Below are 26,888 nucleotides of genomic sequence, written 5' to 3'. Positions count from 1 at the left end.
ATAGGCTGGGGGTGGAAGTGCAGCAATGCATGGAGCTGACCAGTACTAATCGGTCGAGGGCTTATCCAATTAGCAAGTGATAATTCGCGTGTTTCGTTTCGAATCTAGTTTTCAGAGAACAACACTCTGAAATGTAAGCTACGCGTTTGGTGGCGATGGCGGAGGGGTTCCACACGTACCCATCCCGAACACGACCGTTAAGCCCTCTAGCGCCGATGGTACTTGGACCGCAGGGTCCTGGGAGAGTAGGACGCCGCCAAGCAACAAGGAAGACACACTTGATGATATCGAGTGTGTCTTTTTTTATCTAATTTGATTTATGAAAGAGGAACAGCTCACATTTGTTGGGCTTTTTCTTATTATTGCCCTCTCACTTAACTTACACAGTTGTAAGGCAATTGTAAGTTAGATCAATACAATCAATCTAGTGGCTCCTGTATACTAACCCTATCCATCGATGGGGTTGATTTTCAGGGGGAGTTGGCGTGAGATTTATTGAAATTTTATTATTCTTCTCAAGTGTTTGTTTATTGGCATTGTTGTTCATTCCCAATCAACGTATACGAAGAACAGCTTTGCTCCTGACAAGCGGAGTCGGATTCATTTTTTTAGTGATACATTTGCTTGTTGAAGGATACAGGATTCAGCTTGTATTTTTATACGGATTTGCGACCCTGATGTTTATGTTTTCTCTTATAAAAGTTGTTCGAACGCAGAAAGGCGTGCGGCCAGTCTCCCGAATTCCTAGAGTACTTGCTCCCCTTTTTATTGCAATTGGGCTGATTGCCACAGTCTGTTTCCACTATGTGTTTCCGGTTTTTGACCTTCCAGCACCAACTGGCAAGTTAAAAGTAGGCACGCAAGTCTTTCATTTCGTCGATCCAAACCGGGAGGAGACATTCGGGAAATCAGAGACAGGCAAGAGAGAATTGATGGTTCAGGTATGGTATCCGGCTGAAGCTGGTACTGGAAAGTATACTCCGTTTATCCCTACTCCCCGAATCTTATCTTATATGGCGGAGAGTTATGGCCTTCCCGGGTTTACGGTTCAACACCTGAAGTATGTATCCAGTCATGCTTACTTGGCGACTGAAGTCTCATCGGCTCAGGCCTCGTACCCATTGATTCTTGCAAATCCCGGCTTTGGTTCCTCCAAGTTTCTTCACACGTCACAAGCCGAAAATCTGGCGAGTCATGGATATATCGTGGCAGTGATCGACCACACCTATAATACATTTGCAACCGAGTTTCCGGATGGTCAAATCACGACCAATACAACCAGCGATTTGTTTTCACCCGAACATGATTATAGAACAGAAAGAGAACAACGTGACGAGTTGGGAAAAGTGTTAACCGATGATGTGGTGTTTGCGCTGGACCAATTCGAACTGATCCAATCGGGGAAAATTCCAAGTCAGCTAAAAGGGAGGGTGGATCTGGGGCATATCGGAGTGTTCGGTCATTCCATTGGAGGAGCGACGGCCTATGATGCTTCTTACGATCCACGAATAACAGCTGGGATAGACCTTGATGGAGGACTTTATGGTCTGCATGACAAAGAGGGCTTGCGGAAGCCGATTTTGTTCATGAACTCGGAAAGTGTATACGAAAAATTAAAAATGTTGATCGATCACCGAGTCTACACGGATGCTGAACTTGAACGTATGGGTAATACAAGAGAGTGGGTGGATCAAGAAAGGAAAGACAAAAAGTTGGAGCTTGATCGGATGCGTAAAACAGTTGCCGCAGGGGGACAAGTTCTATATATCGATAATGCGGAGCATTTAAATTTTACAGACGTGCAGTTCATTTCTCCAATTTTCAAAATTCTGGGTATTACAGGGAAGATTGCGCCCGATAGAGCGAATTTCATTATTAATTCCTATATGCTGGATTTCTTTGATATGTATCTGAAAGAAAAGGGCGGAAACTTAATGAACGGACCCGATAGTCGGTTCCCGGAAGTGAAGTTCATAACCCCGCTATTATAATTATGGAACAGGTTGTCGATATAGCGACAGCCTGTTTTTTATATGATGTTGTATCCGTTTCTTCAAACGTAGCTAGCAGATATGTCAATTCCCCGTATATTGAGGTGTACCTTAACCTAAATTATTAATTCGACTGATGTATCCTTATATAAGGATAAAGTGTCTATAGAAGGCTCGTAAATAGGGTAATGGTTCAGAAACATCTCTTCACATGGATAAAAGTAATACTGACTTCGGATATATTGAGTGAAAATCACAAAAAAATTAGTACCAAGTACTAAGACTTAGTGCTATAATGGTAAAAAACAAGTGAGGTGACTACCGGTATGAAGCATCAATCAAAGGCAACCATCACGGCAATGGGGACGTATGTACCGGATCGAATATTAACGAATGCTGATCTGGAGAAATTGGTCGAGACAAGTGACGAATGGATTGTACAGCGTACTGGTATGAGAGAACGGCGAATTGCAGCTGAAGATCAGTTTGTATCTGACTTGGCTACGAAGGCTGTAGAAGATATGATACATCGTTATGATGTAAGTGTAGAAGATGTGGATATGATCCTTGTGGCTACAAGTACACCTGAATATGCTTTCCCAAGTACGGCATCCAGAGTACAGGCTAATCTTAAGATCCCACACACGGGTGTACTGGATTTAAATGCTGCATGCGCAGGTTTTACCTACGGATTACAGCTAGCCGACAGTCTGGTGACCAGTGGAATGTACCGCAAAGTACTGGTAATTGGAGCAGAGACATTGTCCAAAATTACGGATTACACAGATCGCACGACTTGTGTACTGTTTGGGGACGGAGCTGGAGCCTTCTTGGTGGAGAGATCAGCGGCTCTAGAAGGTGACTTTATGGCAGCCATATCAGGTACGCATGGAGAAGGCGGTGTACATCTCTATAAGAGTGGTCTGTCTTCGGAGATGAATGGTGTGCCTTTACAGGGTGATGGGTGCCTTGTTCAGAATGGCAGAGAGATTTATAAGTGGGCTGTACGGACAATTCCAGAACAATTAGGTAAGCTTATAGCCAAAGCTGAATTAAGACCTGAAGAGATTGACTGGTTTGTCCCGCATAGTGCCAACATGAGAATGATTGAGGCTGTTTGCGAACGTGGTCCGGTTCCTTTGGAACGTACTTTAACCAGTGTCGAATATCGTGGGAACACATCTGCTGCTTCCATTCCGCTTGCTTTACAGCTTGCAGTGGATGAAGGGAAATTGAAAGAAGGACAGCGCGTAGCGCTCTTTGGTTTTGGCGGTGGTCTGACGTACGCAGGTCTAGTGCTGAAATGGGGCGTGCCGGACAAGGTGCAGTAATGGATAACATACGATTGGATGCTACACAAAAATAAATAGAGAAAATATAAGAGACCACCCAAACTTCATGCAGTCATGAAGAGGGTGGTCTCTTTAGTGATTTAACTTGTTTTAATAAAATGATATGATTGCATCTTATTTCTATGTGTTAACAGGAAATGCTTAATCCCATAAACATTTTACGGCGTAAGCTTAGGAGCTTGGCGGTGATGTGTACCTTGTTCGTAGCTGTAAGCCAGCTTGATCAAGGTTCCTTCATCAAAAGCACGACCCAGGAACTCCATACCTACTGGCAGACCTTCTGTTGTGAAACCAGCAGGGACCGTGATCGCCGGGAAGCCGGAGAAAGGACTCAATCGGTTGTTACCACCGGAGTTTTGTCCTTCGCCAATAACACCAGCGGCTTGTGTGGACGTTGGATAGATGATGGCATCCAGATTATTATCTGCCATAACTTTCAGCAAGGACTCACGTGTAACTTGGGTACGTTTCAGGACGATGTCCTTATATTCCGTAGTCTCGAGGGTTTGGCGTGCATCCCGAGTCTTCATGGATTGTTCTTGTGACTTATCAAACTCTCCGGAAGCAATGATCTCGGACAGACTGTGATATGGAGCATCTGCACCCAATGAATCCAGATAGTCATTCAGCTGAAACTTGAATTCATATCCACTAAGGCTTGGGTATTTGTTGATCTCAGCCAAGTTCGGGATAGAAATTGGAACTGCGGTAGCGCCAAGTGACTTCAGTTCTTCCACAGCTGTGTTGATTACGTCAGCAACGGCTTTTTCTTCAGCTTTGGTACTTGGAATGAGTTCTGTGGCCACACCGATGCGTGCACCTTTCAACCCGTTTACATCCAAGAAATCAGTGTAGCTTGAAGGAATTTTTCCAACCGCGTAAGCTGTAGCGACATCTTTTTTGTCATAGCCGGCTGTAGCATCCAGCATGATTGCGGCATCACTTACGGTACGAGCCATAGGTCCACCGACATCCTGTGTCAAAGCCAATGGGATAATGCCTTCACGGCTGGACAGTCCGATGGTTGGGCGGATACCCACAAGGCTGTTGAAGCTGGAAGGGATTCGGATCGAACCGCCAGTGTCTGTACCCATGCCGGCTGCGGCAAAGTTAGATGCAATGGCAGCACCTGTTCCGCCGCTTGAGCCACCTGGATAGTGGTCCAGAGCGTATGGGTTCAATGTTTGTCCGCCCAATGAGCTGGATGTCGTGATGCCAAATGCGAATTCATGAAGGTTTGTTTTGCCCAAAATAATGGCACCAGCTGCTTTGAGTTTCTTCACTTGTTCAGCATCGTGAGCAGGAATGGAATCTTTCAGACAGATACAGCCCGCAGTTGTTGGCATGTCGTTGGTATCGAAATTGTCTTTCACCAGAATCGGAACGCCATGCAGAGGTCCACGAGCACCTTGAGCTGCACGTTCTTCATCCAATTGCTCCCCAATTTGGAGCGCATCCGGGTTCAGGGTTAATACCGCGTTGATGCTTACACCTTGATCATCGTATTTTTCAATGCGGTCCAGATATTTCTGAACCAGTTCTTTTGATGTCAGTTTTCCTTGCGTCATTGCGGCCTGAAGATCCATAATGGTTGCTTCCTCCAGGACAAACGGTTTTATGTAGTTATAAATGCGGTCTTTCAGTATGGAGAGGTCATTCTCGGTAAGTACAGAGTTTGGAAGGAAGAGTGATTCCGTATAGCCTTTCATCAATCCCGCAGTGTTCAATGCACCAACAGCACCTGCGAAAGTGGCTTCATCCGGGACATCCTTGAATGATTCGGTAGTCGAATCCAGCTTGAGCCATTGTTGCAAGGCGACCGCAGCATCTTTACGTTGTACGGTTGTGCCGGAGAGCTTGTCCATGGTGAAAGGCACACCTGCAAGTGTAGCCGCTTCTTCCATGGCCTGAACAAATGCTGCCGGAGTAGCTGGCGCTTTTCCTTTGGATACAGCTGCTACTGTTGTTTTACTCGTAGGCGCTGCCGTTGCGGCTGATGCCGAAGGCACCGTTCCTCCCCATGTTGTGGCAACAACAGCTCCTGCCAGTAACAAAGCCCCACTTTTTTTCAATACAGATCCATGATAAGTCATGCATCCACGCTCCCTTCCTGTGTCTCATTGATGTGTGTTAGCAGCGATTCTGTTTCTATGCTTTTGACACATTGTATAGTTATGTCAGGTAATCTTACAATGCTTATATTTATCCAAAAAAACGTATACATCAATACTGTACAGTGTTAATACTTATTCATGCTTCTGTTTACATGTACTCAGAAAAACTATTACATATTTTGATGTGAATAAATATAACATGAATTCGATATGTTGATTAAACATGAGGTTACAGGATGCGAGTAGATTAGGAAGTAGAGATGACAGAGCATACCTTTAGTGTGAAATGATATAATGAAAAGATAGGAATAAAAGAGACATAACGTTCTACCAGAGAGGAAGAGATATGAAGTGAAGACATTGGTACTCGCAGAAAAACCGTCTGTGGCACGCGAAATAGCCAGAGTCATGGGTGCGCGTGATAAACATAAAAGTTATATGGAAGGCCCGAAATATATCGTTACCTGGGCGCTTGGACATCTGGTTGGATTAGCTGAACCGGAGGATTACGACAAGAAGTATGCAACATGGAATCTGGAGGACCTGCCAATTCTGCCAGAGCGTACGAAACTGAAGGTACTTAAAGAGACCAACCATCAATATAAAGCCGTGCAGCAGTTGATGAAGCGTCAGGATGTGGGCGAGCTGGTTATTGCGACGGATGCCGCACGTGAGGGAGAATTGCTGGCCCGTTGGATCATGCAGATGGCGGGGTGGAAAAAACCTTTTAAACGCCTGTGGATTTCATCCCAGACAGATAAGGCGATCAAAGACGGATTTGCTTCGCTGAAGCCAGGCAGTCAGTTCGACCGTCTCTATGAATCTGCACGTTGCCGGGCGGAGGCCGACTGGATGATTGGACTTAACGTGACCCGTGCGTTAACCGTTCGTTTCAATGCGCAGTTGTCTGCTGGACGGGTCCAAACGCCGACCTTGGGCATGATTATGGATAGAGAAAATGAAATTAATGGTTTCCGCTCGCAGGAGTATGAGACGTTAACGGCAGATTTGGGAGGTTTTCAGGCTGTGTGGCGGGCAGCTGGGGGAGATTCACGAATTTTCGACCCTCAAGAAACGCAAGAATTGAAGAAACGGGTAGACGGGCGCAAGGGCACGATTGCCCAGGTGAAGAAAAGCGAGAAAGTAGAGCCGCATCCACTGGCATATGACCTGACGGAGCTTCAAAGAGATGCCAACCGGAAATATGGTTTCTCTGCAAAGCAAACATCAAATGTCCTGCAACGTCTGTATGAACAGCACAAACTCGTAACGTACCCACGTACGGACAGCAGGTACCTGACTTCGGATATGACAGCTACATTGAAAGAACGTCTGGACAGTGTAGCCATTGGACCTTATGCGTCTTTGGCACGTCCTTTGCTGCGCAAAAATCTGAATATCACCAAACGTATTGTGGATGATAGCAAGGTGACTGATCACCATGCAATTATCCCTACGGAGCAAACGGTGCTTCTGAATCAATTGAACCCGGAGGAACGGAAATTGTACGATCTGATCGTACGTCGTTTTATCAGCCTGTTCTATCCAGCAGCGAAGTACGATTCGGTTGCGATTACGGTTCAAGTGGGGAATGATTCCTTCCATGTCAAAGGTACAACGGTGAAAGAAAGTGGATGGCGTGAAGTATACGGCGGCGATTACAGTGATGATGACGATGACCAGGCTGACGATGCAGCAGATCATGAGCGTGCGCTTTTGCCAGATGTGCAGCAAGGACAGTCCGTGACGGTTCAGCGTTGCCATATTAAAAGTGGACGGACGATGCCGCCCAAACGGTATACCGAAGCCGCTTTGCTTTCTCAGATGGAAAAGCATGGACTCGGGACGCCCGCTACACGGGCAGATATTATCGAGAAGCTGGTCAGTTCCGATACAATAGATCGTCAAGGCAACAGCATGCATCCAACCGGCAAAGGGAAACAGTTGATTGAACTGGCTGCCCCGCAGCTTCGTACACCGGATCTGACTGCTCGCTGGGAGGCTGAGTTGGAACGCATCGCTCGTGGGCAAGGGAAACCCGGACCGTTTCTGGATAGTATCCGATCCATGGCGAAAGAGCTGGTGTCTACGGTCAAAGGCAGCAAAGCAGAGTACAAGCCACATAATGTGTCCAATAGCCATTGTCCGGACTGTAATGCACGGTTGTTAGAGAAGAAGGGCAAGCGTGGCAAGTTTCTTGTATGTCCTACGGAGGACTGTGGATATCGTCGTTCGGCAGAAAAAAGATTGTCCAATCGTCGTTGTGCGCAGTGCCACAAAAAGATGGAAATCAAAGAAGGCAAGGCGGGGTTATACGTACAATGTCTACCTTGTGGTATTACAGAAACATTGGATAAGGACAAACAGCATGTGAACAAACGCGATCAGCAAAAGCTGGTGAAACAGTATGCTAAGCAGGAGTCCATCGGTTCCAATCTGGGTGAACTGCTGAAGGCGGCTATGGAGAAAAAGGGAGAGTAACACGCTTGAGGGTAGTTGAGGTAATACTTCGTGCGGTACGAGCTATGCGAATGATGTACTCATTTACTCCAAAGGGACTGATTATAACTTTTCTCTACTCATCTATGTGAAGTCGTATAAGATCCTCCGTTTTCAGGCAACGTAAGCCAAGGAGGTGATACCTATATGCCGCATAACAAACCAGAGAAAATCCATAACCAGCAAAACAAAGACAGTATTCGGGAAGAGAGTATCGCTGTGCGCCCGGACAAAGCAGCCAAAAGAGCACCAAGCCTGAACGGTATTCCAAAGCAGGAGTCCTAGGTTAGAGCGAGGTTAGCGTTATTACACAAAATTGCGGTTCCCTATCCGGTGCGTTGAACATGTCTCTGATGAGGACTATAATGGAGACAGGGAGATGTCCCGGGACAGGGGGATCGCTAGAATTATATGCAAACCGGACTTATATTGTGGTTTTTATTTATTAATGTAGTTGGTTATCTGGTGATGTCGGATGATAAGAGGCGTGCACAACAGCGTCGTGACCGTACACCCGAACGGACGTTATTCTTATTAGCATTTATAGGCGGTGCATTGGGAGTCTGGATCGCGATGTATCGGAAAAGGCATAAGACTAAACATCCCAGCTTCACCATTGGCATTCCGTTGTTGTTGTTCTTAAATGCGGTAATCTATGGTTACTTTATTCAATGAACACATGGAACAAATGCGTAACCATTCAAACAAGACTTACGCTGAAGTGAAAGGTGTATCATTAATTCGTCTGATATGTAAATTCATTCGTATAAATGGTTCATTGTGGTTCCGGAACGTTTAAGGAGTTACATGGTTCTGTTATTTAACTGTTAGTTTATTACATGTCAGACCGAAGCTTGCTTCGCGTGCTCTACATATAAAGGAAGGGACGGGATTCACATGTTATTTTCCAAAATATTAGTGGCTTATGATGGTTCCAAAGCTTCAAATAAAGCACTTGATCGTGCCATTGAGCTAGCTAAAGTGTCCCCAAATGCAGTACTGGATGTCATTCATGCTTTTGATTTCCCGCGTGTATTCATCGGTGAGGGGTTGGCTCCACTGCCACCTTCACTTAATAATGACTACTACAATCTGGCGGTGCAGACAACAGATGAAGCGAAAGAACGAATTCAGGCTGCGGGTGTAACGGCCAATGTGGATCTGATTCAAGGAGCGGCAGCGGAAGTATTGCTTGATTTTGCCAAAGAAAATGATTCTGATATCATTATAATTGGTAGCCGCGGACTGGGTGGAATTCGGGAATTTGTCTTGGGTAGTGTTAGTCACAATGTGGTGCAGCATGCGCGGGTTCCAGTACTGATCGTAAAATAATGGATGAAGTGTGTACGCACTGAAAAGCAGGAAGCCGGTTGTCTTCGAGAGATTGAAGAGGAGCCGGCTTTCTTTTATGGGATGAAATGGTTGGTTAAACGAATTTAAAGAAGCAATTCCCGAACATTATATTTGTCAATATGTTAAATGTTCGTCTTTAAGTTGACATTAGCTGTAGGGGATTGTTAGAATGTTAGATGTGTCGATCAGGTAAGAATAAGGTCGAGTAGGAACGAAATATGTAATAAGAGATTGCAAAAATGAACGAAGATAGTTTGATAGATATTTGCTCGTATAACGCCGGGAATAGGGCCCGGAAGTATCTACCCGGGAACCGTAAATTTCCGGACTACGAGGAGATACGGCTGAGAGTCGCATGCAACCAGATGCGGACAGCAAGCCCCCTTTGGCATGCCCAAATGAGGGATACGTATTTCTTGGAGTCCGGTGTCCGGAGAAAATGTGATGTTTTCGCGGGTAGCGGATTTTTTCATTTCACACGTAATAAGAGTCCCTTAATAGTCAGATGTAATCAAAAAAGCGCAGACGGGAGTTGGATGTATTCATGTCACTGCAAGTCGCTGTAATTATGGGCAGCAAGTCGGATTGGGAAACGATGAAACATGCGTGCGAGGTGCTGGACGAGCTGGAGATTGGGTATGAGAAAAAGGTGGTCTCCGCCCATCGTACACCGGATTTGATGTTTGAATACGCAGAGCAAGCAATTGATCGAGGATTCAAGGTGATCATTGCAGGGGCAGGCGGGGCAGCACATCTACCTGGTATGGTTGCCGCCAAAACGATGCTTCCAGTCATTGGCGTACCGGTTCAATCCAAAGCATTGAACGGTCTCGATTCCTTGTTGTCCATTGTTCAGATGCCTGGTGGTATTCCCGTCGCAACTGTGGCGATTGGCAAGGCGGGGGCAACGAATGCAGGATTGCTGGCAGCTCAAATGATCGGTGCTTTTGACCCGGATGTCCAACGTCGCTCTGAAGCTCGCCGAGAGCGCATCAAACAAGAAGTACTCGAAAGTAGTGAAGAACTATGAATAGAGTCGAGAACCAATCCGGTATAGCAGGAGAGCTAAAAAAAGTCCTGCTGCCCGGGAAAACAACCATCGGCATTCTTGGAGGCGGACAGCTCGGACGTATGATGACGCTCGCAGGAACGGCAATGGGTTATCGATTCGTTACTCTTGATCCCGCTGCGGATGCACCTTGTGGTCAAGTTGCTCGTCAGATTGAAGCTGGTTATGACGATGCCAAAGCTGCACTTGAACTGGCTCGGCAATGCGATGTCATTACGTATGAATTCGAAAATGTGGATGCAGAAGTCGCTGGGCTGCTCGAGCGTGAGTCTTACGTTCCACAAGGAAGTGCGTTACTGTACACCACACAACATCGGTTGCGTGAAAAACGTGCGATCGAAGCTGCTGGAGTAAGAGTCGCGCCTTATCGGGAAATCACAAGTGCGGATACGATGCTTGCTGCTGTTAGCGAACTTGGAGTGCCCTGTGTACTGAAGACGGTGACTGGAGGCTACGATGGCAAAGGTCAACGGGTCATCCGGGAAGCAAGTCAGGCTGTTGCGGCATACGAAGAACTTGCGGCTACTGGTGCGGAACTGGTGTTGGAACAATTCATCAAGTTTGAATGCGAGATATCGGTCGTTGTAGCGCGTAGTACAAATGGGGAGATCAAAACGTTCCCGCCAGCGGAGAACATTCATGTGAACAACATTTTGCATGCTTCAATTGTACCGGCTAGAGTTGCCGCAGATATCCAGATTGAAGCGCAAAAGCTGGCAGCAGCGGTGGCAGAATCGATGAAGGCTGTTGGGTTGCTGGCTGTGGAACTGTTTGTAGCGACGGATGGAAGACTGTACGTCAACGAACTGGCACCAAGACCGCATAATTCCGGTCACTATACGATGGAAGCCTGTGCGACTTCTCAGTTCGAACAACATATCCGTGCGATCTGCGGGTTACCACTTGGGGACACTTCGTTATTGAGTCCGGTTGTTATGGTCAATGTGCTTGGAGAACATCTGGAAGGCATTATCGCCAGAACAGGGCAACCTGATGTAGAAGCGATAGAACTCGGTGTGATTCCCAAGCTTCACATATATGGTAAAACCGAAGCAAAAACAGGACGAAAGATGGGGCATGTGAATCTGCTCTGTCAGGATGTTGAAGAAGGATTGCAATGGATTGAACAAACTAACCTCTGGAGGAATACAAATTCATGATTGAACGTTATAGCAGACCCGAAATGAGAGCCATCTGGACCGAAGAGAACAAATTCCAATCGTGGCTGGAAGTTGAAATTTGTGCATGTGAGGCGTGGGCCGAACTGGGTGTTATCCCTAAGGAAGAAGCAGCATTGCTTCGTCAGAACGCATCTTTTGACATCGACCGCATCTATGAGATTGAAAAGGAAACACGTCATGACGTTATCGCATTTACACGTACGGTATCTGAAAGTCTGGGTGCGGAGCGGAAATGGGTACACTACGGTCTGACTTCCACAGATGTCGTGGATACGGCTCTGGGTTATGTACTGCGTCAAGCGAATGAGATTTTGGAAAAGGATATTGTGAATTTCATTGAAATTCTTCGTGAAAAAGCATTGGCTTATCAGCACACACCAATGATGGGACGTACGCACGGTGTGCATGCGGAGCCAACGACATTTGGACTGAAAATGGCATTGTGGCATGAAGAGATGAAACGGAACCTGGAGCGTTTCCGCCATGCAGCAGACAATGTACAATACGGCAAAATCTCAGGCGCAGTAGGAACGTACGCGAACATCGATCCGTTTGTTGAAGAGTTTGTCTGCGAGAAGTTGGGCACGAAACCTGCGCCAATCTCGACTCAAACATTGCAACGTGATCGTCACGCCGAGTATATGGCTACACTGGCGTTGATCGCAACGTCCCTGGACAAGTTTGCTACAGAGGTACGTGCACTGCAGAAGAGTGAATTCCGTGAAGTGGAAGAAGCTTTTGCTAAAGGTCAAAAAGGATCTTCTGCGATGCCACACAAACGTAACCCAATTGGTAGTGAAAACATCTCTGGTCTGTCCCGCGTTATTCGCGGACATATGGTATCGGCATACGAGAACGTAACGCTCTGGCACGAGCGCGACATCTCGCATTCTTCTGTAGAACGTATCATTCTACCGGATGCAACGATGCTGCTGAACTATATGCTGAACCGTTTTGGTAACATCGTGAAGAACCTGACGGTTTTCCCTGAGAACATGAAACGTAACATGGAGCGCACCTACGGGGTACCATTCTCCGGTCGCATCATGACAAAGCTGATCGACAAAGGCTTCAGCCGAGAGCAAGCGTACGATACCGTTCAACCACGTGCGATGCAAGCATGGGAAGATCAACGCCAGTTCGAGGATATCGTGAAATCCACACCGGAAATCACGGAAGTGCTGAACGAAGAAGAAATCGCAGATGCATTCAACCCGTCATGGCACCTGAAGCACGTTGACACCATCTTCAAAAAGCTCGGCTTGAACGACTAATATATTAAGGTTTTGAATTATTCTACTCTCTAAAAGTATAGGTTGATTATGTGTTCACGCTGGAACGGAGAAGGCAGAAAAAACCTGAAGAAGCAAAGCGCTCGCCTTTATCACCGGATTTCCCCCTTGAGAAAGGGATCAGAGAAATCCGGGGATAACAGCGATCGGAAGGTTATTCTGCATTCGGAGTGGCCCCGCGTGATGAGGGGAATTGGACGTATACTTTACATCTCCTGAAAGAAGGTGAGCCCATGGCACTGTCCACTGCGGCAGATCTCGTTAAAGCACCTCTGTTATATAAAGGAAAAGTACGTGAATTATACGATCTGGGTGAACATTTTCTGATCGTGGTTACGGACCGTATATCGGCATTTGATTACGTGCTGGACCCGGCGGTTCCCGAGAAAGGAAACGTACTGAATAAACTCAGCAGCTTTTGGTTCGAACTGACGGGTGACATGATGGAGAATCACGTCGTTCATACCGATGTGAATCAACTGGGTGATCTCATCACAGACCCAGAATTGCTCAAAGACCGCATCATGGTAACCCGCAAAGCAGAACGCATTGATATTGAATGTGTCGTGCGTGGATACATCACGGGTGGGGGATGGAGACAATATGAGACGAGTGGTGAAGTGAATGGCATTAAACTGCCTGATGGACTTCGCAAAAACGCCAAGCTCGAAGTTCCCATTTTCACACCGGCAGCCAAAAACGATGTTGGTCACGATGAGGACATCCCAATGGATCGCATGAAAGAACTGGTGGGAGACGCACTCGCAGCTGAGCTTCAGGAAAAAAGCTTGCGCCTGTACGAATTCGCCCGTGATTACTGTGATCAGCGTGGCATCATTCTGGCAGATTGCAAATTCGAGTTCGGCATCGTGGATGGCAAGGTCATCCTGATTGACGAAATCTTCACCCCAGATGCTTCACGCTTCTGGGCCAAAGAGAATTATGAACTCGACATCGAGATCGACAGTATGGATAAAGAGCCAGTGCGCACCTATCTCGCCGGAACCGATTGGGACAAGAACAGCAAACCTGATCCACTTCCACAAGAGGTAGTTGAAGCAACAACCGCAAGATACGTCGATATTTATAACCGTTTAACGAAATAATAACGTTTAACGTTTGAGCGAGAGGCTATGGGAAAGTTTGGCTTTCGATCGCTGTTGCCCCCGGAATGTTTTGATTGGAATCCTTTTTTCAAAAGGAAACATTCCGGTTGCAAAGGAGAGCACTTCGTTTCTCTAGCTCAAATCTTTCCCTCCGCCAGTGACAAACTGGTGGGTGAGGCAATTAAGAGCGGTGGCTTCCCACAGGTAGGGGAAGCCTGAAAAATTAAGAGAATTAAATTCACTAATTACTAAAGTAACTTAAAGACCATTCGCCATTCACTGTTTTGAAGGAATGGTCAGTCTAGACCATTACACACCGTGCAACGTAAAAGGTTTAGGCCTTTAAAAAACATCGCATGGACTAGCGGAGGGGCGGAATTGTTCTTAAAGGAGCGATAGCGTTCGCCTTTGTCCCCGGGTTTTGACCGCAGAGCGGGCCAAAACAATCCAAAAAACCTGGGGACAACAAGCGACCGGAAAGAACAATCCGGCCCGGAGCAAGCACCAAAAGTAACTTTTTTAACAGCGTAAAGCATTTATCCCGTTCATTACTGAGGAGGAACATAAGGATCATGATCAAAGCAACCGTATATGTCACTATTAAGCAAAGCGTACTCGACCCGCAAGGCGTAGCTGTTCAAGGAGCCCTGCATTCAATGGGATTCAACGAAGTGGAAAGTGTACGGATCGGTAAAGTCATGGAACTGAACCTGGATACAACAGATCGTGCGGAAGCGGAGAAACGATTGAAAGTCATGTGTGAAAAGCTGCTGGCCAACACCGTTGTTGAAGATTACCGCTACGAATTGGAGGGTTAATCTCATGAAATTTGCAGTTCTTGTGTTCCCTGGCTCCAACTGCGACATCGACTGTTACAAGGCAGTGGAAGATGCGATTGGACAAGAGGTTGATTATGTATGGCACACGGCTACAGATCTTTCGGCTTATGATTGTATTTTAGTTCCGGGTGGTTTCTCTTATGGTGACTACTTGCGTTGCGGAGCGATTTCCCGCTTTGCACCGGTAATGAACGAGGTAGCGAAAGCTGCTGAACAAGGTAAATATATTTTGGGTATTTGCAACGGATTCCAGATCCTGACGGAAGCGGGATTGCTTCCAGGCGCATTGATCCGCAACACTTCCCTGAAATTCCGTTGTCACGATACGGTATTGAAAGTGGCGAACGCAGATACACCATTTACACGTGACTATGCACCCGGCGAGGAGATTATCATCCCGATTGCTCACGGTGAAGGCAACTATTATTGCGACGAGGAGACGCTGGCGAGTCTGCAAGCGAACAACCAGATCGTATTTACGTATGGTACCAACCCGAACGGTTCCTTGGGTGATATTGCAGGAGTATGTAACGAGGCTGGAAACGTGGTCGGCATGATGCCGCATCCAGAGCGTGCAGTGGATTCACTGTTTGGTTCGGAAGACGGCAAACGTATGTTTACATCTATTTTGAAAGCATGGAGGGATCGGCATGACGCAGCAGCTATCCGCTAAGGAACCAACAGCAGAACAGGTCGCAGAACATAAACTTTACGCACAAATGGGCGTATCTGACAGCGAGTATGAGCTGATCTGTGAGTTCATGGGGCGTAAGCCAAACTACACGGAAATCGGTGTGTTCAGTGTAATGTGGTCCGAGCATTGTGCTTATAAAAACTCCAAGCCATTGCTGCGCCGTTTCCCAACCACTGGACCACGTGTCCTGATGGGACCTGGTGAAGGTGCCGGTATCGTGGATATCGGTGATAACCAGGCCGTTGTATTCAAAATTGAAAGCCATAACCATCCTTCCGCGGTTGAGCCATATCAAGGTGCGGCAACAGGTGTGGGAGGCATTATTCGTGATATTTTCTCCATGGGTGCAAGACCAGTAGCAATACTGAACTCCCTTCGTTTCGGTAAGCTGGAGAGCGATCGCGTTAAATATTTGTTCGAACATGTGGTAGCGGGTATTGCTGGATACGGTAACTGTATCGGTATTCCTACCGTTGGTGGCGAAGTGATGTTTGATGAGAGCTATGAAGGCAATCCGCTGGTTAACGCCATGTGTGTGGGTCTGATTGATCATGACAAGATTCAGCGCGGCGTAGCTAAAGGTGTAGGTAACCCGGTGTACTATGTGGGCCCGCCAACAGGCCGGGATGGTATTCATGGAGCAACCTTTGCATCGGTTGAACTGACGGAAGAATCCGAGTCCCAACGGACAGCGGTTCAGGTTGGTGATCCATTTATGGAGAAACTGGTGATGGAATCTTGTCTGGAATTGATCGACTCGGGCATCGTGCTCGGAATTCAGGATATGGGCGCTGCAGGTCTGACATGTTCGAGTGCAGAGATGGCAAGTAAAGCGGGTAACGGTCTGGAACTGTATCTGGATCAGGTGCCACAGCGTGAAGAAGGCATGACGCCTTACGAGATGATGTTGTCTGAGTCCCAGGAACGCATGTTGTTCGTCGTTGAGCCGAAGGATGAGGCGCAGGCGATGGAAATCTTTGAACGTTGGGGCGTAATCTGTGCCAAAGTTGGTAAAGTAACGGATGATGGTCGTCTGAAATTGATCCACCACGGCGAAGTGGTCGGAGATATGCCGGTAACGGCTTTGGTTGACGAATGTCCAGTGTATGACAAACCTTCTTCTGTACCTGCCTACTACGAGCAAAGTGCTTCCATCGACACGCTTCGTTATGACGAAGTGTCGGATCTCGGCGGAGCACTGAAACAAGTGCTGGCATCACCAACAGTAGCAAGTAAAAAATGGATTTATGATCAATACGACTACATGGTGCGTACAAGCACTGCCGTTCGCCCAGGTTCGGATGCAGCCGTAGTTACGATTCGTGGCACACGCAAAGGTCTCGCGATGACAACGGACTGTAATGGACGTTATGTGTACCTTGATCCTGAAGTTGGTGGACGGATTGCCGTAAGTGAAGCAGCGCGTAACATTGTATGTTCCGGTGCTGAGCCGCTGGCGATTACGGACAACCTGAACTTCGGTAACCCGGAGAAACCGGATATTTTCTGGCAAATGGAGAAAGCGGTAGACGGTATGGCGGAAGCTTGTCGTGTGCTGGATACACCGGTCATCGGTGGTAACGTAAGTCTGTATAACGAAAACGCCAAAGGCTCCATCTATCCAACGCCAGTTGTCGGTATGGTAGGTCTCGTTCATGATACGGATCATATCACGACACAAGCATTCAAATCCGAAGGTGATGTTATCATCCTCCTCGGCGAAACAAAAGCTGAACTAGGTGGCAGCGAGCTGCAATACGCGGTTCATGGTCAGACGGAAGGTCGTCCACCAGAACTGAACTTGCAAACAGAAAAAGCGTTGCTCAGCACGGTGCTGGAAGCTATTCAATCCGGACTCGTTCGCTCTGCACATGACTTGTCTGAAGGTGGCTTGGCTGTAGCACTCGCAGAGTCTTGTATCAGCGGTAATGTAGGAGCACAGGTGAATGTGGAGACTGCACTGCGTGCAGATCACGCTCTGTTCAGTGAGAGCCAATCCCGTATCTTGTTGTCGGCTACGCCAGAGCAAGCGGGTAAACTTGAAGCATTTGTACGTGAGCGCGGTGTACCTGTAGCTGTGATTGGACGTGTAGAAGGAAGTAACCTGACGATTGAGTTGAACGGAACATCAGCCGTGAGCGAACCTGTAGGAGGTTTGGCTCAGGTCTGGGAGGATGCGATTCCATGTCTCATGAACTGACGACAGGACCGTTGTGGACAGGCGATTATTATAATGAAGGGTCCGGCAAGGAAGGACTCGACAAATTGAAAGAAGAATGCGGCGTGTTCGGGGTGTTCAGACACCCTGACGCAGCTTCGCTCTCCTATTATGGACTGCATGCGCTGCAACATCGGGGCGAAGAAAGTGCAGGCATGTGTGTGAGTGATGGCAGCCAGTTTAACTATCATCGCGGCATGGGTCTGGTGAAGGAAGTATTCACCAAAGACCTGATGCAGACGCTGACCGGGGATATTTCCATTGGACATGTCCGTTATTCAACGAGTGGTGACAGTAAACTGACAAACGCACAGCCATTGGTATTTAAATACCGTGATGGCGATTTGGCGGTAGCGACCAACGGGAACATTGTGAATGCACCAACGATCCGGCGTGAGCTGGAGCAGAGCGGTTCCATTTTCCAAACAACAAGTGATACTGAGGTCATTGCGCATCTAATTGCACGGTCCTCCAAAGGGCTTGTGGAAGCGGCAAAAGAGGCGTTCCAGCGCATTGTGGGTGGTTATGCATTTCTGATCATGACCAATGACAAACTGCTCGTGGCTTCCGATCCGCACGGACTTCGTCCGCTGACGATGGGTAAGCTGGGAGATGCATATCTGTTTGCATCCGAGACGTGTGCACTGGAAACAATTGGCGCAGAGTTAATCCGTGACATTGAACCGGGTGAACTGCTTGTGCTGGATGCAGATGGTCTGCACGAGGATCGCTTTGATCATCACAAACACCGCAAGGCATTATGCGCGATGGAATATATTTATTTTGCTCGTCCGGATAGTGATATGAATGGTACGAACCAGCATGCGGCCCGTAAACGGATGGGAAGCCGGATGGCGATTGAGTCGTTTGTGGATGCGGACTTGGTTACGGGGGTACCAGATTCCAGCATCTCGGCGGCCATTGGATATGCTGAACAGACAGGTATTCCGTATGAGATGGGTATGATCAAGAATAAATACACCGGACGTACGTTTATCCAGCCAAGCCAAGAATTGCGGGAGCAGGGCGTGAAGATGAAGCTGAGCGCTGTGCGTCGTGTCGTGGAAGGCAAACGTGTGGTTATGATTGACGACTCCATCGTACGGGGAACAACTTCCCGACGGATCGTGAACATGCTGCGTGATGCAGGAGCAACGGAAGTACATGTACGGATTACATCACCGCCGTTTAAAAACCCGTGTTTCTACGGTATTGATACGCCTGACAGCCGTGAATTAATTGCTTCACAGTTGTCGGTGGAAGAAATTTGCCGTGAAATTAATGCGGACTCCCTGGAGTTCCTCAGTCCCGATGGACTGATTGCATCGATTCAGGGAGATAATCAGGATGATCCTAAAGGCGGACTTTGTCTCGCATGTTTTGATCATGATTACCCAACCCGCCTCGACTTTGGCGGCGAGGAAAAATTCGGCTGTAGCTGTTAGCCCTTAAGCCCCGCCTTGCGGAGCAACAGGGGCTAGGCAGCCAGGCGAAGCAGCTGCCCTGGGCCTAGCCCGCGCCCTTAAGCCCCGCCTTGCGGAGCAATAGGGGCCAGGCAGCCAGGCGAAGCAGCTGCCCCCGGGCCTAGCCCGAGCCCTTAGCCCCGCCTTGCGGAGCAACAGGGGCTCAGGCAACCAGGCGAAGCAGCTGCCCCCGGGCCTAGCCCGAGCCCTTAAGCCCCGCCTTGCGGAGCAACAGAGGCTAGGCAGCCGAGCGAAGCAGCTGCCCCCCGGGCCAAGCCCGAGCCCTTAAGCCCCGCCTTGCGGAGCAATAGGGGCCAGGCAGCCGAGTGAAGCAGCTGCCCCCGGGCCAAGCCCGAGCCCTTAAGCCCCGCCTTGCGAAGCAATAGGGGCCAGGCAGCCGAGCGAAGCAGCTGCCCAGCGGGCTTGCCCGCAGCGTAGCTGAGCGGGGTTCGCCGACCGATGGCTTGCAGCCAACGGAATCGGCGAACAATATCGCGAGATCACGAACGAATCAACCATAGCAAGATCATACCAGCCACCTCTGCACCGCTTTTTTGGCGGGTGTCCAGAGGGCCTGCCAAGGTCCTATGGGGTCCTCCCGGGCGGGAGGATTTAGGTGGGGCGAAAAAAAAGGAGATGATTCCACTTGTCCGAAGCATATAAAAAGGCCGGCGTTGATATCGCGGCAGGTAATGAAGCGGTTGAACGGATGAAAAAACACGTGAAGCGTACCTTCCGTCCGGAAGTGATGACGGATCTGGGTGGATTCGGTGCCCTGTTCGGTTTGAACAAAGATAAATACGATGAGCCTGTGCTTGTATCCGGTACAGACGGCGTAGGCACCAAGCTGAAAATTGCATTTGCCATGGACCGTCACGATACCATCGGAATCGACGCGGTAGCGATGTGTGTGAACGACATTGTGGTACAGGGTGCAGAACCACTCTTTTTCCTCGATTATCTGGCATGTGACAAAGTCATTCCTGAAAAGATCGAAGCTATTGTTGCGGGTATCGCTGAAGGCTGTCATCAATCAGGTTGTGCGCTGATCGGTGGCGAGACGGCGGAGATGCCGGGCATGTACAGTGAAGGCGAATACGATATTGCCGGATTCACGGTGGGGATCGTGGACAAAGCGAAGATCATCAATGGTACAACCATCGCCCCTGGCGACACAGTGATTGGACTTGCTTCCAGCGGTGTGCATAGTAACGGATTCTCGCTGGTACGCAGACTTTTGTTGGAAGATGCGGGTCTTGATCTGCATGATGAAGTAGCGGAACTGGGCGGTAAGCTGGGTGATTCCCTGCTGGAACCTACAAAGATCTATGTTAAACCCCTGTTGTCCCTGCTGGAAAAGGTCAAAGTAAAAGGCATGGCTCACATTACAGGTGGTGGTTTCATCGAGAATATCCCACGTATGTTGCCTAGCAACGTGAACGTGGATATTGACTACGGATCTTGGCCGATCCTGCCAATCTTCAACCTGTTACAGGAAAAGGGTGCTGTCTCGAACCGTGACATGTTCACCACATTTAACATGGGTGTTGGGCTTGTACTGGTCGTTAATGAAGCAGATGCAACGGAAGCACTGCAACAACTGAAAACTTCTGGTGAAGAAGCATACATCATTGGCCGTGTTACTGAAGGAGATGCGCGAGTAACCTTCACGGGAGCGGATGTTTAATGGCGAACTACCGCATAGCTGTATTTGCCTCGGGTGAAGGGACTAACTTTCAGTCATTGGTCGATGCAGTACGGAATGGTGGGCTGAATGCATCCGTTGATCTGCTCGTGTGTGATAAACCATCTGCACGTGTTGTGCAGCGGGCACAGGACGCAGGCGTGGAATGTCATCTGTTTACTCCGAAAAATTATGCTTCCCGTGAAGCCTATGAGTCAGAGATCGTGGAAGTGCTTGAATCCAAAAAGATCGACCTGGTCGTTCTTGCCGGATATATGAGATTGCTGACTTCCGTTGTGGTGGATCGTTACGCAGGGCGGTTGATTAATATTCATCCGTCCTTGCTACCAGCATTTGCAGGTAAGGATGCGATTGGACAGGCTCTCGAATATGGCGTGAAAGTTACAGGCGTGACGGTGCACTTTGTGGACGGAGGCATGGATACCGGACCGATTATTGCCCAGCATCCGGTTCCCATTTTGCCAGAGGATACGCCTGAGTCAATCAGCCGTTCCATTCATGCGGCTGAACAGCAGTTATACCCTGAAGTTGTTTCCTGGTTCGCGCAAGGTCTGGTTCAGTTAGACGGACGTCACGTGACTGTTAACAAACCGGTTTGATATAAGTTGAATTTTTTTACACATTAACGGAGAGGACAGAAAAAACCTGAAAAAGCGAAGCGTTCGCCTTTATCACCGGATTTTCCCTTTAAGAAAAGGGAATCAAAAAATCTGGGGATAACAGCGATTGGAAGGTTGTTCTGTCATCGGAGTGTCCCGTGTAAACATCTTGGTTCAACTTCTATAACAGAAGTCGAATATTGGTACGCATTTTGTGATATTTCTCGGGAAATAAATCGGCTGTGTTTCGTCAGGAAACGCGAAGCCATGGGACATTAAAGGAGGAGCATATTGTGAGTATCAAAAGAGCGCTGGTTAGCGTATCGGATAAAACGGGCATCGTGGACTTTTGCCGCGAGCTGTCGCAAATGGGTGTGGAGATTATTTCGACAGGAGGTACAAGTAGCCTGTTGTCGAAGGAAGGCGTACCTGTCATCGGAATTTCGGATGTGACCGGATTTCCGGAAATCATGGACGGACGTGTCAAAACATTGCATCCGGCAGTTCATAGTGGGTTGTTGGCTGTGCGTGATAACGAAGAGCACACACGCCAGATGGAAGAACTCGGTCTCGGCTATATCGATCTGGTTGTCGTGAACCTGTATCCATTCCAAGAGACTATTGCGAAACCGGACGTAGCATACGAAGATGCCATCGAGAACATCGATATTGGCGGTCCAACGATGCTTCGCTCGGCAGCCAAAAACCATGCCTTTGTCAGTGTCGTTGTAGACGCATCTGATTACAGCCAAGTGCTGGAGGAAGTGCGCAACGATGGAGATACCACTCTCGAAACTCGCAAACGGCTTGCGGCAAAAGTGTTCCGTCATACGGCGGCTTACGATGCACTCATCTCCGACTACCTGTCCAACGTAAATGGCGATCCACTGCCAGAGCGTCTAACGGTTACTTACGAAAAACTCCAGGATTTGCGTTACGGCGAAAATCCACACCAGCAGGCGGCATTCTACCGCAAACCGCTGGCTGCACAAGATACGTTGACAACAGCCGAGCAATTGCATGGCAAAGAGTTGTCTTACAATAATATCAACGATGCGAACGCAGCATTGCAGATTGTCAAAGAATTTGAAGAACCGGCCGTTGTGGCGGTTAAACATATGAACCCATGTGGCGTAGGTATTGGCGCAAGTATCTATGAAGCTTACGGCAAAGCATATGCTGCAGATCCAACATCTATATTTGGTGGCATTGTGGCAGCAAACCGTATTATCGACAGCGACACAGCAGGCAAATTAAGCGAGATTTTCCTGGAGATCGTACTTGCTCCTGACTTTACGCAAGAAGCTCTCGATATCCTGACGAAGAAGAAAAACATTCGTTTGCTGAAAACGGGTGAACTGAATGCTGCTCGTAAACGGGAGAGCCAGTTCGTGGTAACGTCCATCGACGGTGGTATGATCGTGCAACAGTCCGATGTACACTCCATCGAAGCGAGCGAGCTGAACGTGGTAACCGATCGTGCGCCATCGGAAGAAGAACTGAAACAGCTATTGTTTGGCTGGAAAGTAGTTAAACACGTGAAATCCAACGCGATTGTGCTTGCTGCGAATGACATGACAGTGGGTGTGGGCGCTGGACAAATGAATCGTGTGGGTGCAGCCAAAATTGCGATTGAACAAGCGGGCGAGCAAGCAAAAGGGGCTATTCTGGCATCTGATGCGTTCTTCCCAATGGGTGATACGCTGGAACTGGCAGCAAAAGCCGGAATTACAGCGGTAATTCAACCGGGTGGTTCGATCAAAGATGAAGAATCCATCAAAGTAGCGAATGAATACGGAATTGCCATGGTCTTCACAGGCGTTCGTCACTTCAAACACTAGAACGAAAAAGGTTTAATAAGGGGTGTCGCCTGTCATGCTAATGACTTATGGTACACCCCCTATTTTTTAGTTTTTTTAACACGCAATAGCGTAACAAATTCAGTTATGCACGGAGGGGAACAGAGCGAATGGATATTCTGGTAGTAGGCGGCGGTGGCCGGGAACATGCAATCATCTGGGCACTGGCGAAGAGCCCAAAGGTAGACAAGATTCACTGTGCACCGGGAAATGCAGGCATTGCTCAACTGGCTGAGTGTCATGCCATTGCGGTGAATGAATTTGATAAACTAACGGCTCTTGCTGTAGAGCTTAAAGTAGGTCTGGTGGTTATTGGTCCGGATGATCCGCTTGCAGATGGGATCGTGGATGCATTTGATTCGACAGGTATTCCGGTATTCGGACCTCGTCGTAATGCAGCAGAGATCGAAGGAAGTAAAACGTTCATGAAGGACCTGCTGCACAAATACAACATTCCAACCGCAGCCTATGAGAAATTCGACAATTACGAACAAGCTCAAGCATACCTGAATGAGCAAGCAATTCCGGTTGTCATCAAGGCAGATGGACTGGCAGCGGGCAAAGGTGTGACGGTAGCTTATTCGCGTGATGAGGCTGATCAGGCACTTCGCAGTATCATGGTGGACAAAGTATTTGGTGAAGCAGGAGCCAAAGTGATCATTGAGGAATTCCTCGCAGGGCAGGAAATGTCCATTCTGGCTTTTGTTGATGGGGAGACGGTTCGTCCGATGGCCGCAGCACAGGATCACAAACCTGTATTCGACAATGATCAGGGGCCAAACACAGGCGGTATGGGTACATACTCACCATTGCCACATATCCCAGCATCGATTATTGAAGAAGCCGTGGAGACGATCATCAAACCAACGGCTAAAGCGATGGTATCCGAGGGACGCCCATTCCAGGGTGTATTGTTTGCCGGGCTGATGATTTCACCAGATGGTAAGCCCAAAACGATTGAGTTCAACGCACGTTTTGGTGATCCGGAAACACAGGTTGTATTGCCACGCCTAAAAAGTGACTTGTTCGATATCTTCTGGGCAACCGTCCATGGCAAGCTGGCTGATATTGAGATTGAATGGAGTGATGAAGCCGCAGTATGTGTGGTGCTTGCTTCAGGAGGTTATCCGGGTCCTTATGCCAAAGGTGTAGTCATTGAAGGACTGAACCAAGTAGATGACGCCGTGGTATTCCACGCAGGTACAGCGCGTAGTGAAGCGGGAGACTGGGTTACGAATGGTGGACGGATCCTGGGTGTAGTTGGCCTTGGTGCGGATATTGCCGAAGCTAGAAACAAAGCTTATGGACAGGCGGAGCGTATCCACTTTGATGGTAAACATCAGCGAACGGATATTGCTGCCAAAGCACTCGTATAGAATGAATATAAGAGCCCGTAAAGATGTATACCGGAAAGGTATTTGCATCTTGCGGGCTCTTTGATACGTATATAGATGTATCTTGTGCATAAGGCCGGACTTGTTTTATACGGGAAAGAATATGGGGAAGATTCAAAACGGGATTAAATCAGGGAGATCCGGCATGTTTAATGCCCTAAAGTAAGGGGTAGTATTTTTATAAATTGAACTATACTAAACATGTGAACAATATCACATTATGAGTAATATCAATCATATTATATAAAGTACGTAACATACATAGAGACTAATTTGAGAACATTAAACTGTAAGCTTGTGGCAAACCATAACGTGCAACTGGATGGTTGAGCGGGAAACATGGTATACTTTTCGGAAACAGGAATGAGTACGAGGGGAGGTGGATATCTATTGGGTAGGCGATATTGTAAATTGTCCAAATGGCGAATCTAGGTGGAGTTAAGCGAGGAACAATTGACAGCATGAGGGGTAACCCGATTTGAATGAAGAAGTTTCTGCAAGTCATTGACTTCATCTTGAATTCCTGTTTTGTAATTTTACAAGGTCAAACGTAAGACTTATACAAAAGATATCATTGAAATCAATTTTATATAAGGCAGACGTCGTGTTGAAAGACTAACAGTTGATGAATGGTTAACACAGTTAACGGATCACGCTGTAACTATCTCTGGAGGTGAATCCCTGAGAACCGGGGAAATCATTGGACATAATTACCATATTGAATATCGCTTTACTTATTATCTTGATTGCATTGACTGCATTTTTCGTAGCATCGGAGTTCGCTGTAGTCAAAATTCGTACATCAAGAGTGGATCAACTGGTCGCGGAGGGCAATAAAAAGGCTGTACTCGCCAAAAAAGTTGTCTCGGACCTGGATTATTATCTGTCAGCCTGTCAGCTCGGTATTACGGTCACTGCTCTGGGACTGGGAGCGCTCGGAAAACCGACGGTTGAGAGATTGTTATATCCGGTATTCAATTATTTAGATGTACCTGCTTCAATCTCGTCGATTGCTTCCTATGCGATCGCCTTTATCCTCGTCACGTTCTTGCACGTGGTTGTTGGTGAGATGGCACCGAAAACGTTGGCGATTCAATTTTCAGAAAAACTGACATTAATGCTCGCCCCATCGCTATACTGGTTTGGTAAAATCATGTATCCGTTCATCTGGGCGCTTAATGGAACATCACGTGTTCTTCTGCGAGGATTCGGTGTGAAGCCTGCCAAACATGATCAAGCCTACTCGGAGGATGAGATCAAAATCATCATGAACCAGAGTTATGAAGGTGACGAGAACAACAAGACCAAGCTTTCATATCTGGAAAATGTATTTGTGTTCGATGAACGTGATGCCAAAGACATCATGGTACCTCGTACAGAACTGGTGACATTAGATCAGGATATGACCTATGACGATATTATTCCTATATTGGATGAACATAACTACTCACGTTACCCTGTCATCGAGGATGGGGACAAGGACCGCATTATCGGCGTTGTGAATGTGAAAAAGATTTTGCCTGACATGGTAGCCGCAAGATCGTATCAACTAAGCGAGTTCGTTCGTGAGATCCCATTTGTTTCCGAAGTTACAAGTATCCAGGATGCAATGATTAAAATGCAGCAGGAACGTGTACACATGGCCGTGGTCGTGGATGAATATGGGGGTACCTCGGGTATCATTACGATGGAGGATATTCTGGAGGAACTTGTCGGTGAGATTCGCGATGAATTCGATGCCGATGAGGTGGCCGATATTCAGGAGACCGGAGAGAATCAATATCTCATTAATGGTCGGGTACTTTTAGATGAAGTGGAGCGGCAGTTCGGGCTTAGCTTTGAAGGTAATGAAGAGATGGATACCGTTGCTGGATGGATTCAATACCAGAAGGGTGTAGGTGTGGAAAAAGGAGACACGGTAGAACACGGCGATTATGTCTGGACCGTTGTGGATACCGAAAACTATCACATCAAACAAGTTCTTCTGGAACGAGTGAGCGGCGCACAGGTTGAGGAAGCTACTAGCGATCTGGCGTAATCTTGGTTGGTTCGATCTGACTGTAATCTAGGGTTTGACTGCCTATTTGGCTACTGCCCTCAGAATTTAGAACGTTTTGGCAACGTAGCAGTGTAGGGGACGGAATCGATCCTGAAGAAGCG

The 26,888-nt window shown here is 47.8% G+C and carries 20 protein-coding genes, 1 rRNA gene and 1 riboswitch; of the genes, 20 read left to right on the top strand and 1 reads right to left on the bottom strand.

Features of this window, described 5'->3' with window-relative positions; all coding sequences use genetic code 11:
- Positions 1-145 precede the first annotated feature (145 nt).
- The 3 genes from rrf (at position 146) to C170_RS02400 (ending at position 3,322) form a co-directional block, all read left to right on the top strand.
- A 5S ribosomal RNA gene (gene rrf, locus C170_RS02410) occupies positions 146-262 on the top strand.
- Between the two features lie 223 nt (positions 263-485).
- Complete coding sequence (locus tag C170_RS02405; RefSeq protein ID WP_036606077.1) at positions 486-1,991, top strand: alpha/beta hydrolase family protein; 1,506 nt, start codon at positions 486-488, stop codon at positions 1,989-1,991.
- Between the two features lie 326 nt (positions 1,992-2,317).
- Positions 2,318-3,322 carry a ketoacyl-ACP synthase III gene (locus C170_RS02400; protein WP_036606076.1) on the top strand — a complete coding sequence of 335 codons (1,005 nt, stop codon included), beginning with the start codon at positions 2,318-2,320 and terminating at the stop codon, positions 3,320-3,322.
- 179 nt (positions 3,323-3,501) lie between these two features.
- Here C170_RS02400 and C170_RS02395 read toward each other — a convergent pair whose 3' ends face one another.
- Positions 3,502-5,436, bottom strand: a complete 1,935-nt coding sequence (locus C170_RS02395) for an amidase family protein (RefSeq protein ID WP_036606075.1) — start codon at positions 5,434-5,436, stop codon at positions 3,502-3,504.
- Between the two features lie 372 nt (positions 5,437-5,808).
- On the opposite strand from C170_RS02395, the gene C170_RS02390 reads away from it, so the two are divergent.
- The 17 genes from C170_RS02390 (at position 5,809) to C170_RS02315 (ending at position 26,766) form a co-directional block, all read left to right on the top strand.
- Positions 5,809-7,938, top strand: a complete 2,130-nt coding sequence (locus C170_RS02390; protein WP_036606074.1) for a DNA topoisomerase III — start codon at positions 5,809-5,811, stop codon at positions 7,936-7,938.
- A 165-nt stretch (positions 7,939-8,103) separates the two neighbouring features.
- A complete protein-coding gene (locus tag C170_RS31095; protein ID WP_017690703.1) occupies positions 8,104-8,241 on the top strand; it encodes a hypothetical protein in 138 nt (45 codons plus the stop codon).
- Between the two features lie 126 nt (positions 8,242-8,367).
- Positions 8,368-8,631, top strand: coding sequence for a DUF1294 domain-containing protein (locus C170_RS02385; protein ID WP_017690702.1), 264 nt, complete (start codon positions 8,368-8,370; stop codon positions 8,629-8,631).
- A gap of 222 nt (positions 8,632-8,853) precedes the next feature.
- Positions 8,854-9,288, top strand: coding sequence for a universal stress protein (locus C170_RS02380; RefSeq protein WP_017690701.1), 435 nt, complete (start codon positions 8,854-8,856; stop codon positions 9,286-9,288).
- Positions 9,289-9,558: 270 nt separating this feature from the next.
- A riboswitch (purine riboswitch) is annotated at positions 9,559-9,660 on the top strand.
- A gap of 193 nt (positions 9,661-9,853) precedes the next feature.
- Positions 9,854-10,339 (top strand): 5-(carboxyamino)imidazole ribonucleotide mutase, encoded by a 486-nt coding sequence (gene purE, locus C170_RS02375; RefSeq protein ID WP_017690699.1) that lies wholly within the window; start codon positions 9,854-9,856, stop codon positions 10,337-10,339.
- Positions 10,336-11,538: a 5-(carboxyamino)imidazole ribonucleotide synthase gene (gene purK, locus C170_RS02370; protein WP_051446955.1), complete on the top strand. Its 1,203-nt coding sequence runs from the start codon at positions 10,336-10,338 to the stop codon at positions 11,536-11,538. Before purE ends, purK begins: the two co-directional genes overlap by 4 nt.
- Positions 11,535-12,833: an adenylosuccinate lyase gene (gene purB, locus C170_RS02365; RefSeq protein ID WP_036606073.1), complete on the top strand. Its 1,299-nt coding sequence runs from the start codon at positions 11,535-11,537 to the stop codon at positions 12,831-12,833. The genes purK and purB overlap by 4 nt, the downstream gene beginning before the upstream one ends.
- Before the next feature lie 251 nt (positions 12,834-13,084).
- Complete coding sequence (locus C170_RS02360; protein WP_036606072.1) at positions 13,085-13,957, top strand: phosphoribosylaminoimidazolesuccinocarboxamide synthase; 873 nt, start codon at positions 13,085-13,087, stop codon at positions 13,955-13,957.
- A gap of 572 nt (positions 13,958-14,529) precedes the next feature.
- On the top strand, positions 14,530-14,775 hold the full coding sequence (gene purS, locus C170_RS02355; protein WP_017690695.1) for a phosphoribosylformylglycinamidine synthase subunit PurS: 246 nt from the start codon (positions 14,530-14,532) through the stop codon (positions 14,773-14,775).
- 4 nt (positions 14,776-14,779) lie between these two features.
- Positions 14,780-15,469: a phosphoribosylformylglycinamidine synthase subunit PurQ gene (gene purQ, locus C170_RS02350; protein WP_036606071.1), complete on the top strand. Its 690-nt coding sequence runs from the start codon at positions 14,780-14,782 to the stop codon at positions 15,467-15,469.
- Positions 15,447-17,690 carry a phosphoribosylformylglycinamidine synthase subunit PurL gene (gene purL, locus C170_RS02345; protein WP_036606070.1) on the top strand — a complete coding sequence of 748 codons (2,244 nt, stop codon included), beginning with the start codon at positions 15,447-15,449 and terminating at the stop codon, positions 17,688-17,690. The genes purQ and purL overlap by 23 nt, the downstream gene beginning before the upstream one ends.
- A complete protein-coding gene (purF, locus tag C170_RS02340; protein ID WP_036606069.1) occupies positions 17,675-19,153 on the top strand; it encodes an amidophosphoribosyltransferase in 1,479 nt (492 codons plus the stop codon). The genes purL and purF overlap by 16 nt, the downstream gene beginning before the upstream one ends.
- Before the next feature lie 664 nt (positions 19,154-19,817).
- On the top strand, positions 19,818-20,858 hold the full coding sequence (gene purM / locus C170_RS02335) for a phosphoribosylformylglycinamidine cyclo-ligase (protein WP_036606068.1): 1,041 nt from the start codon (positions 19,818-19,820) through the stop codon (positions 20,856-20,858).
- Positions 20,858-21,475 carry a phosphoribosylglycinamide formyltransferase gene (gene purN / locus C170_RS02330; protein WP_036606067.1) on the top strand — a complete coding sequence of 206 codons (618 nt, stop codon included), beginning with the start codon at positions 20,858-20,860 and terminating at the stop codon, positions 21,473-21,475. Before purM ends, purN begins: the two co-directional genes overlap by 1 nt.
- Before the next feature lie 293 nt (positions 21,476-21,768).
- Positions 21,769-23,316: a bifunctional phosphoribosylaminoimidazolecarboxamide formyltransferase/IMP cyclohydrolase gene (gene purH, locus C170_RS02325; RefSeq protein WP_036606066.1), complete on the top strand. Its 1,548-nt coding sequence runs from the start codon at positions 21,769-21,771 to the stop codon at positions 23,314-23,316.
- 128 nt (positions 23,317-23,444) lie between these two features.
- Positions 23,445-24,710: a phosphoribosylamine--glycine ligase gene (gene purD, locus C170_RS02320; protein WP_036606065.1), complete on the top strand. Its 1,266-nt coding sequence runs from the start codon at positions 23,445-23,447 to the stop codon at positions 24,708-24,710.
- A gap of 718 nt (positions 24,711-25,428) precedes the next feature.
- Positions 25,429-26,766: a hemolysin family protein gene (locus tag C170_RS02315; protein WP_036606064.1), complete on the top strand. Its 1,338-nt coding sequence runs from the start codon at positions 25,429-25,431 to the stop codon at positions 26,764-26,766.
- Positions 26,767-26,888: the final 122 nt, after the last annotated feature.

Source organism: Paenibacillus sp. FSL H7-689, from assembly GCF_000517905.1.
GTDB lineage: Bacteria > Bacillota > Bacilli > Paenibacillales > Paenibacillaceae > Paenibacillus > Paenibacillus amylolyticus.
Note: the sequence above shows the minus strand (reverse complement) of the source record. Positions and strands in the feature narration are given on the sequence as shown.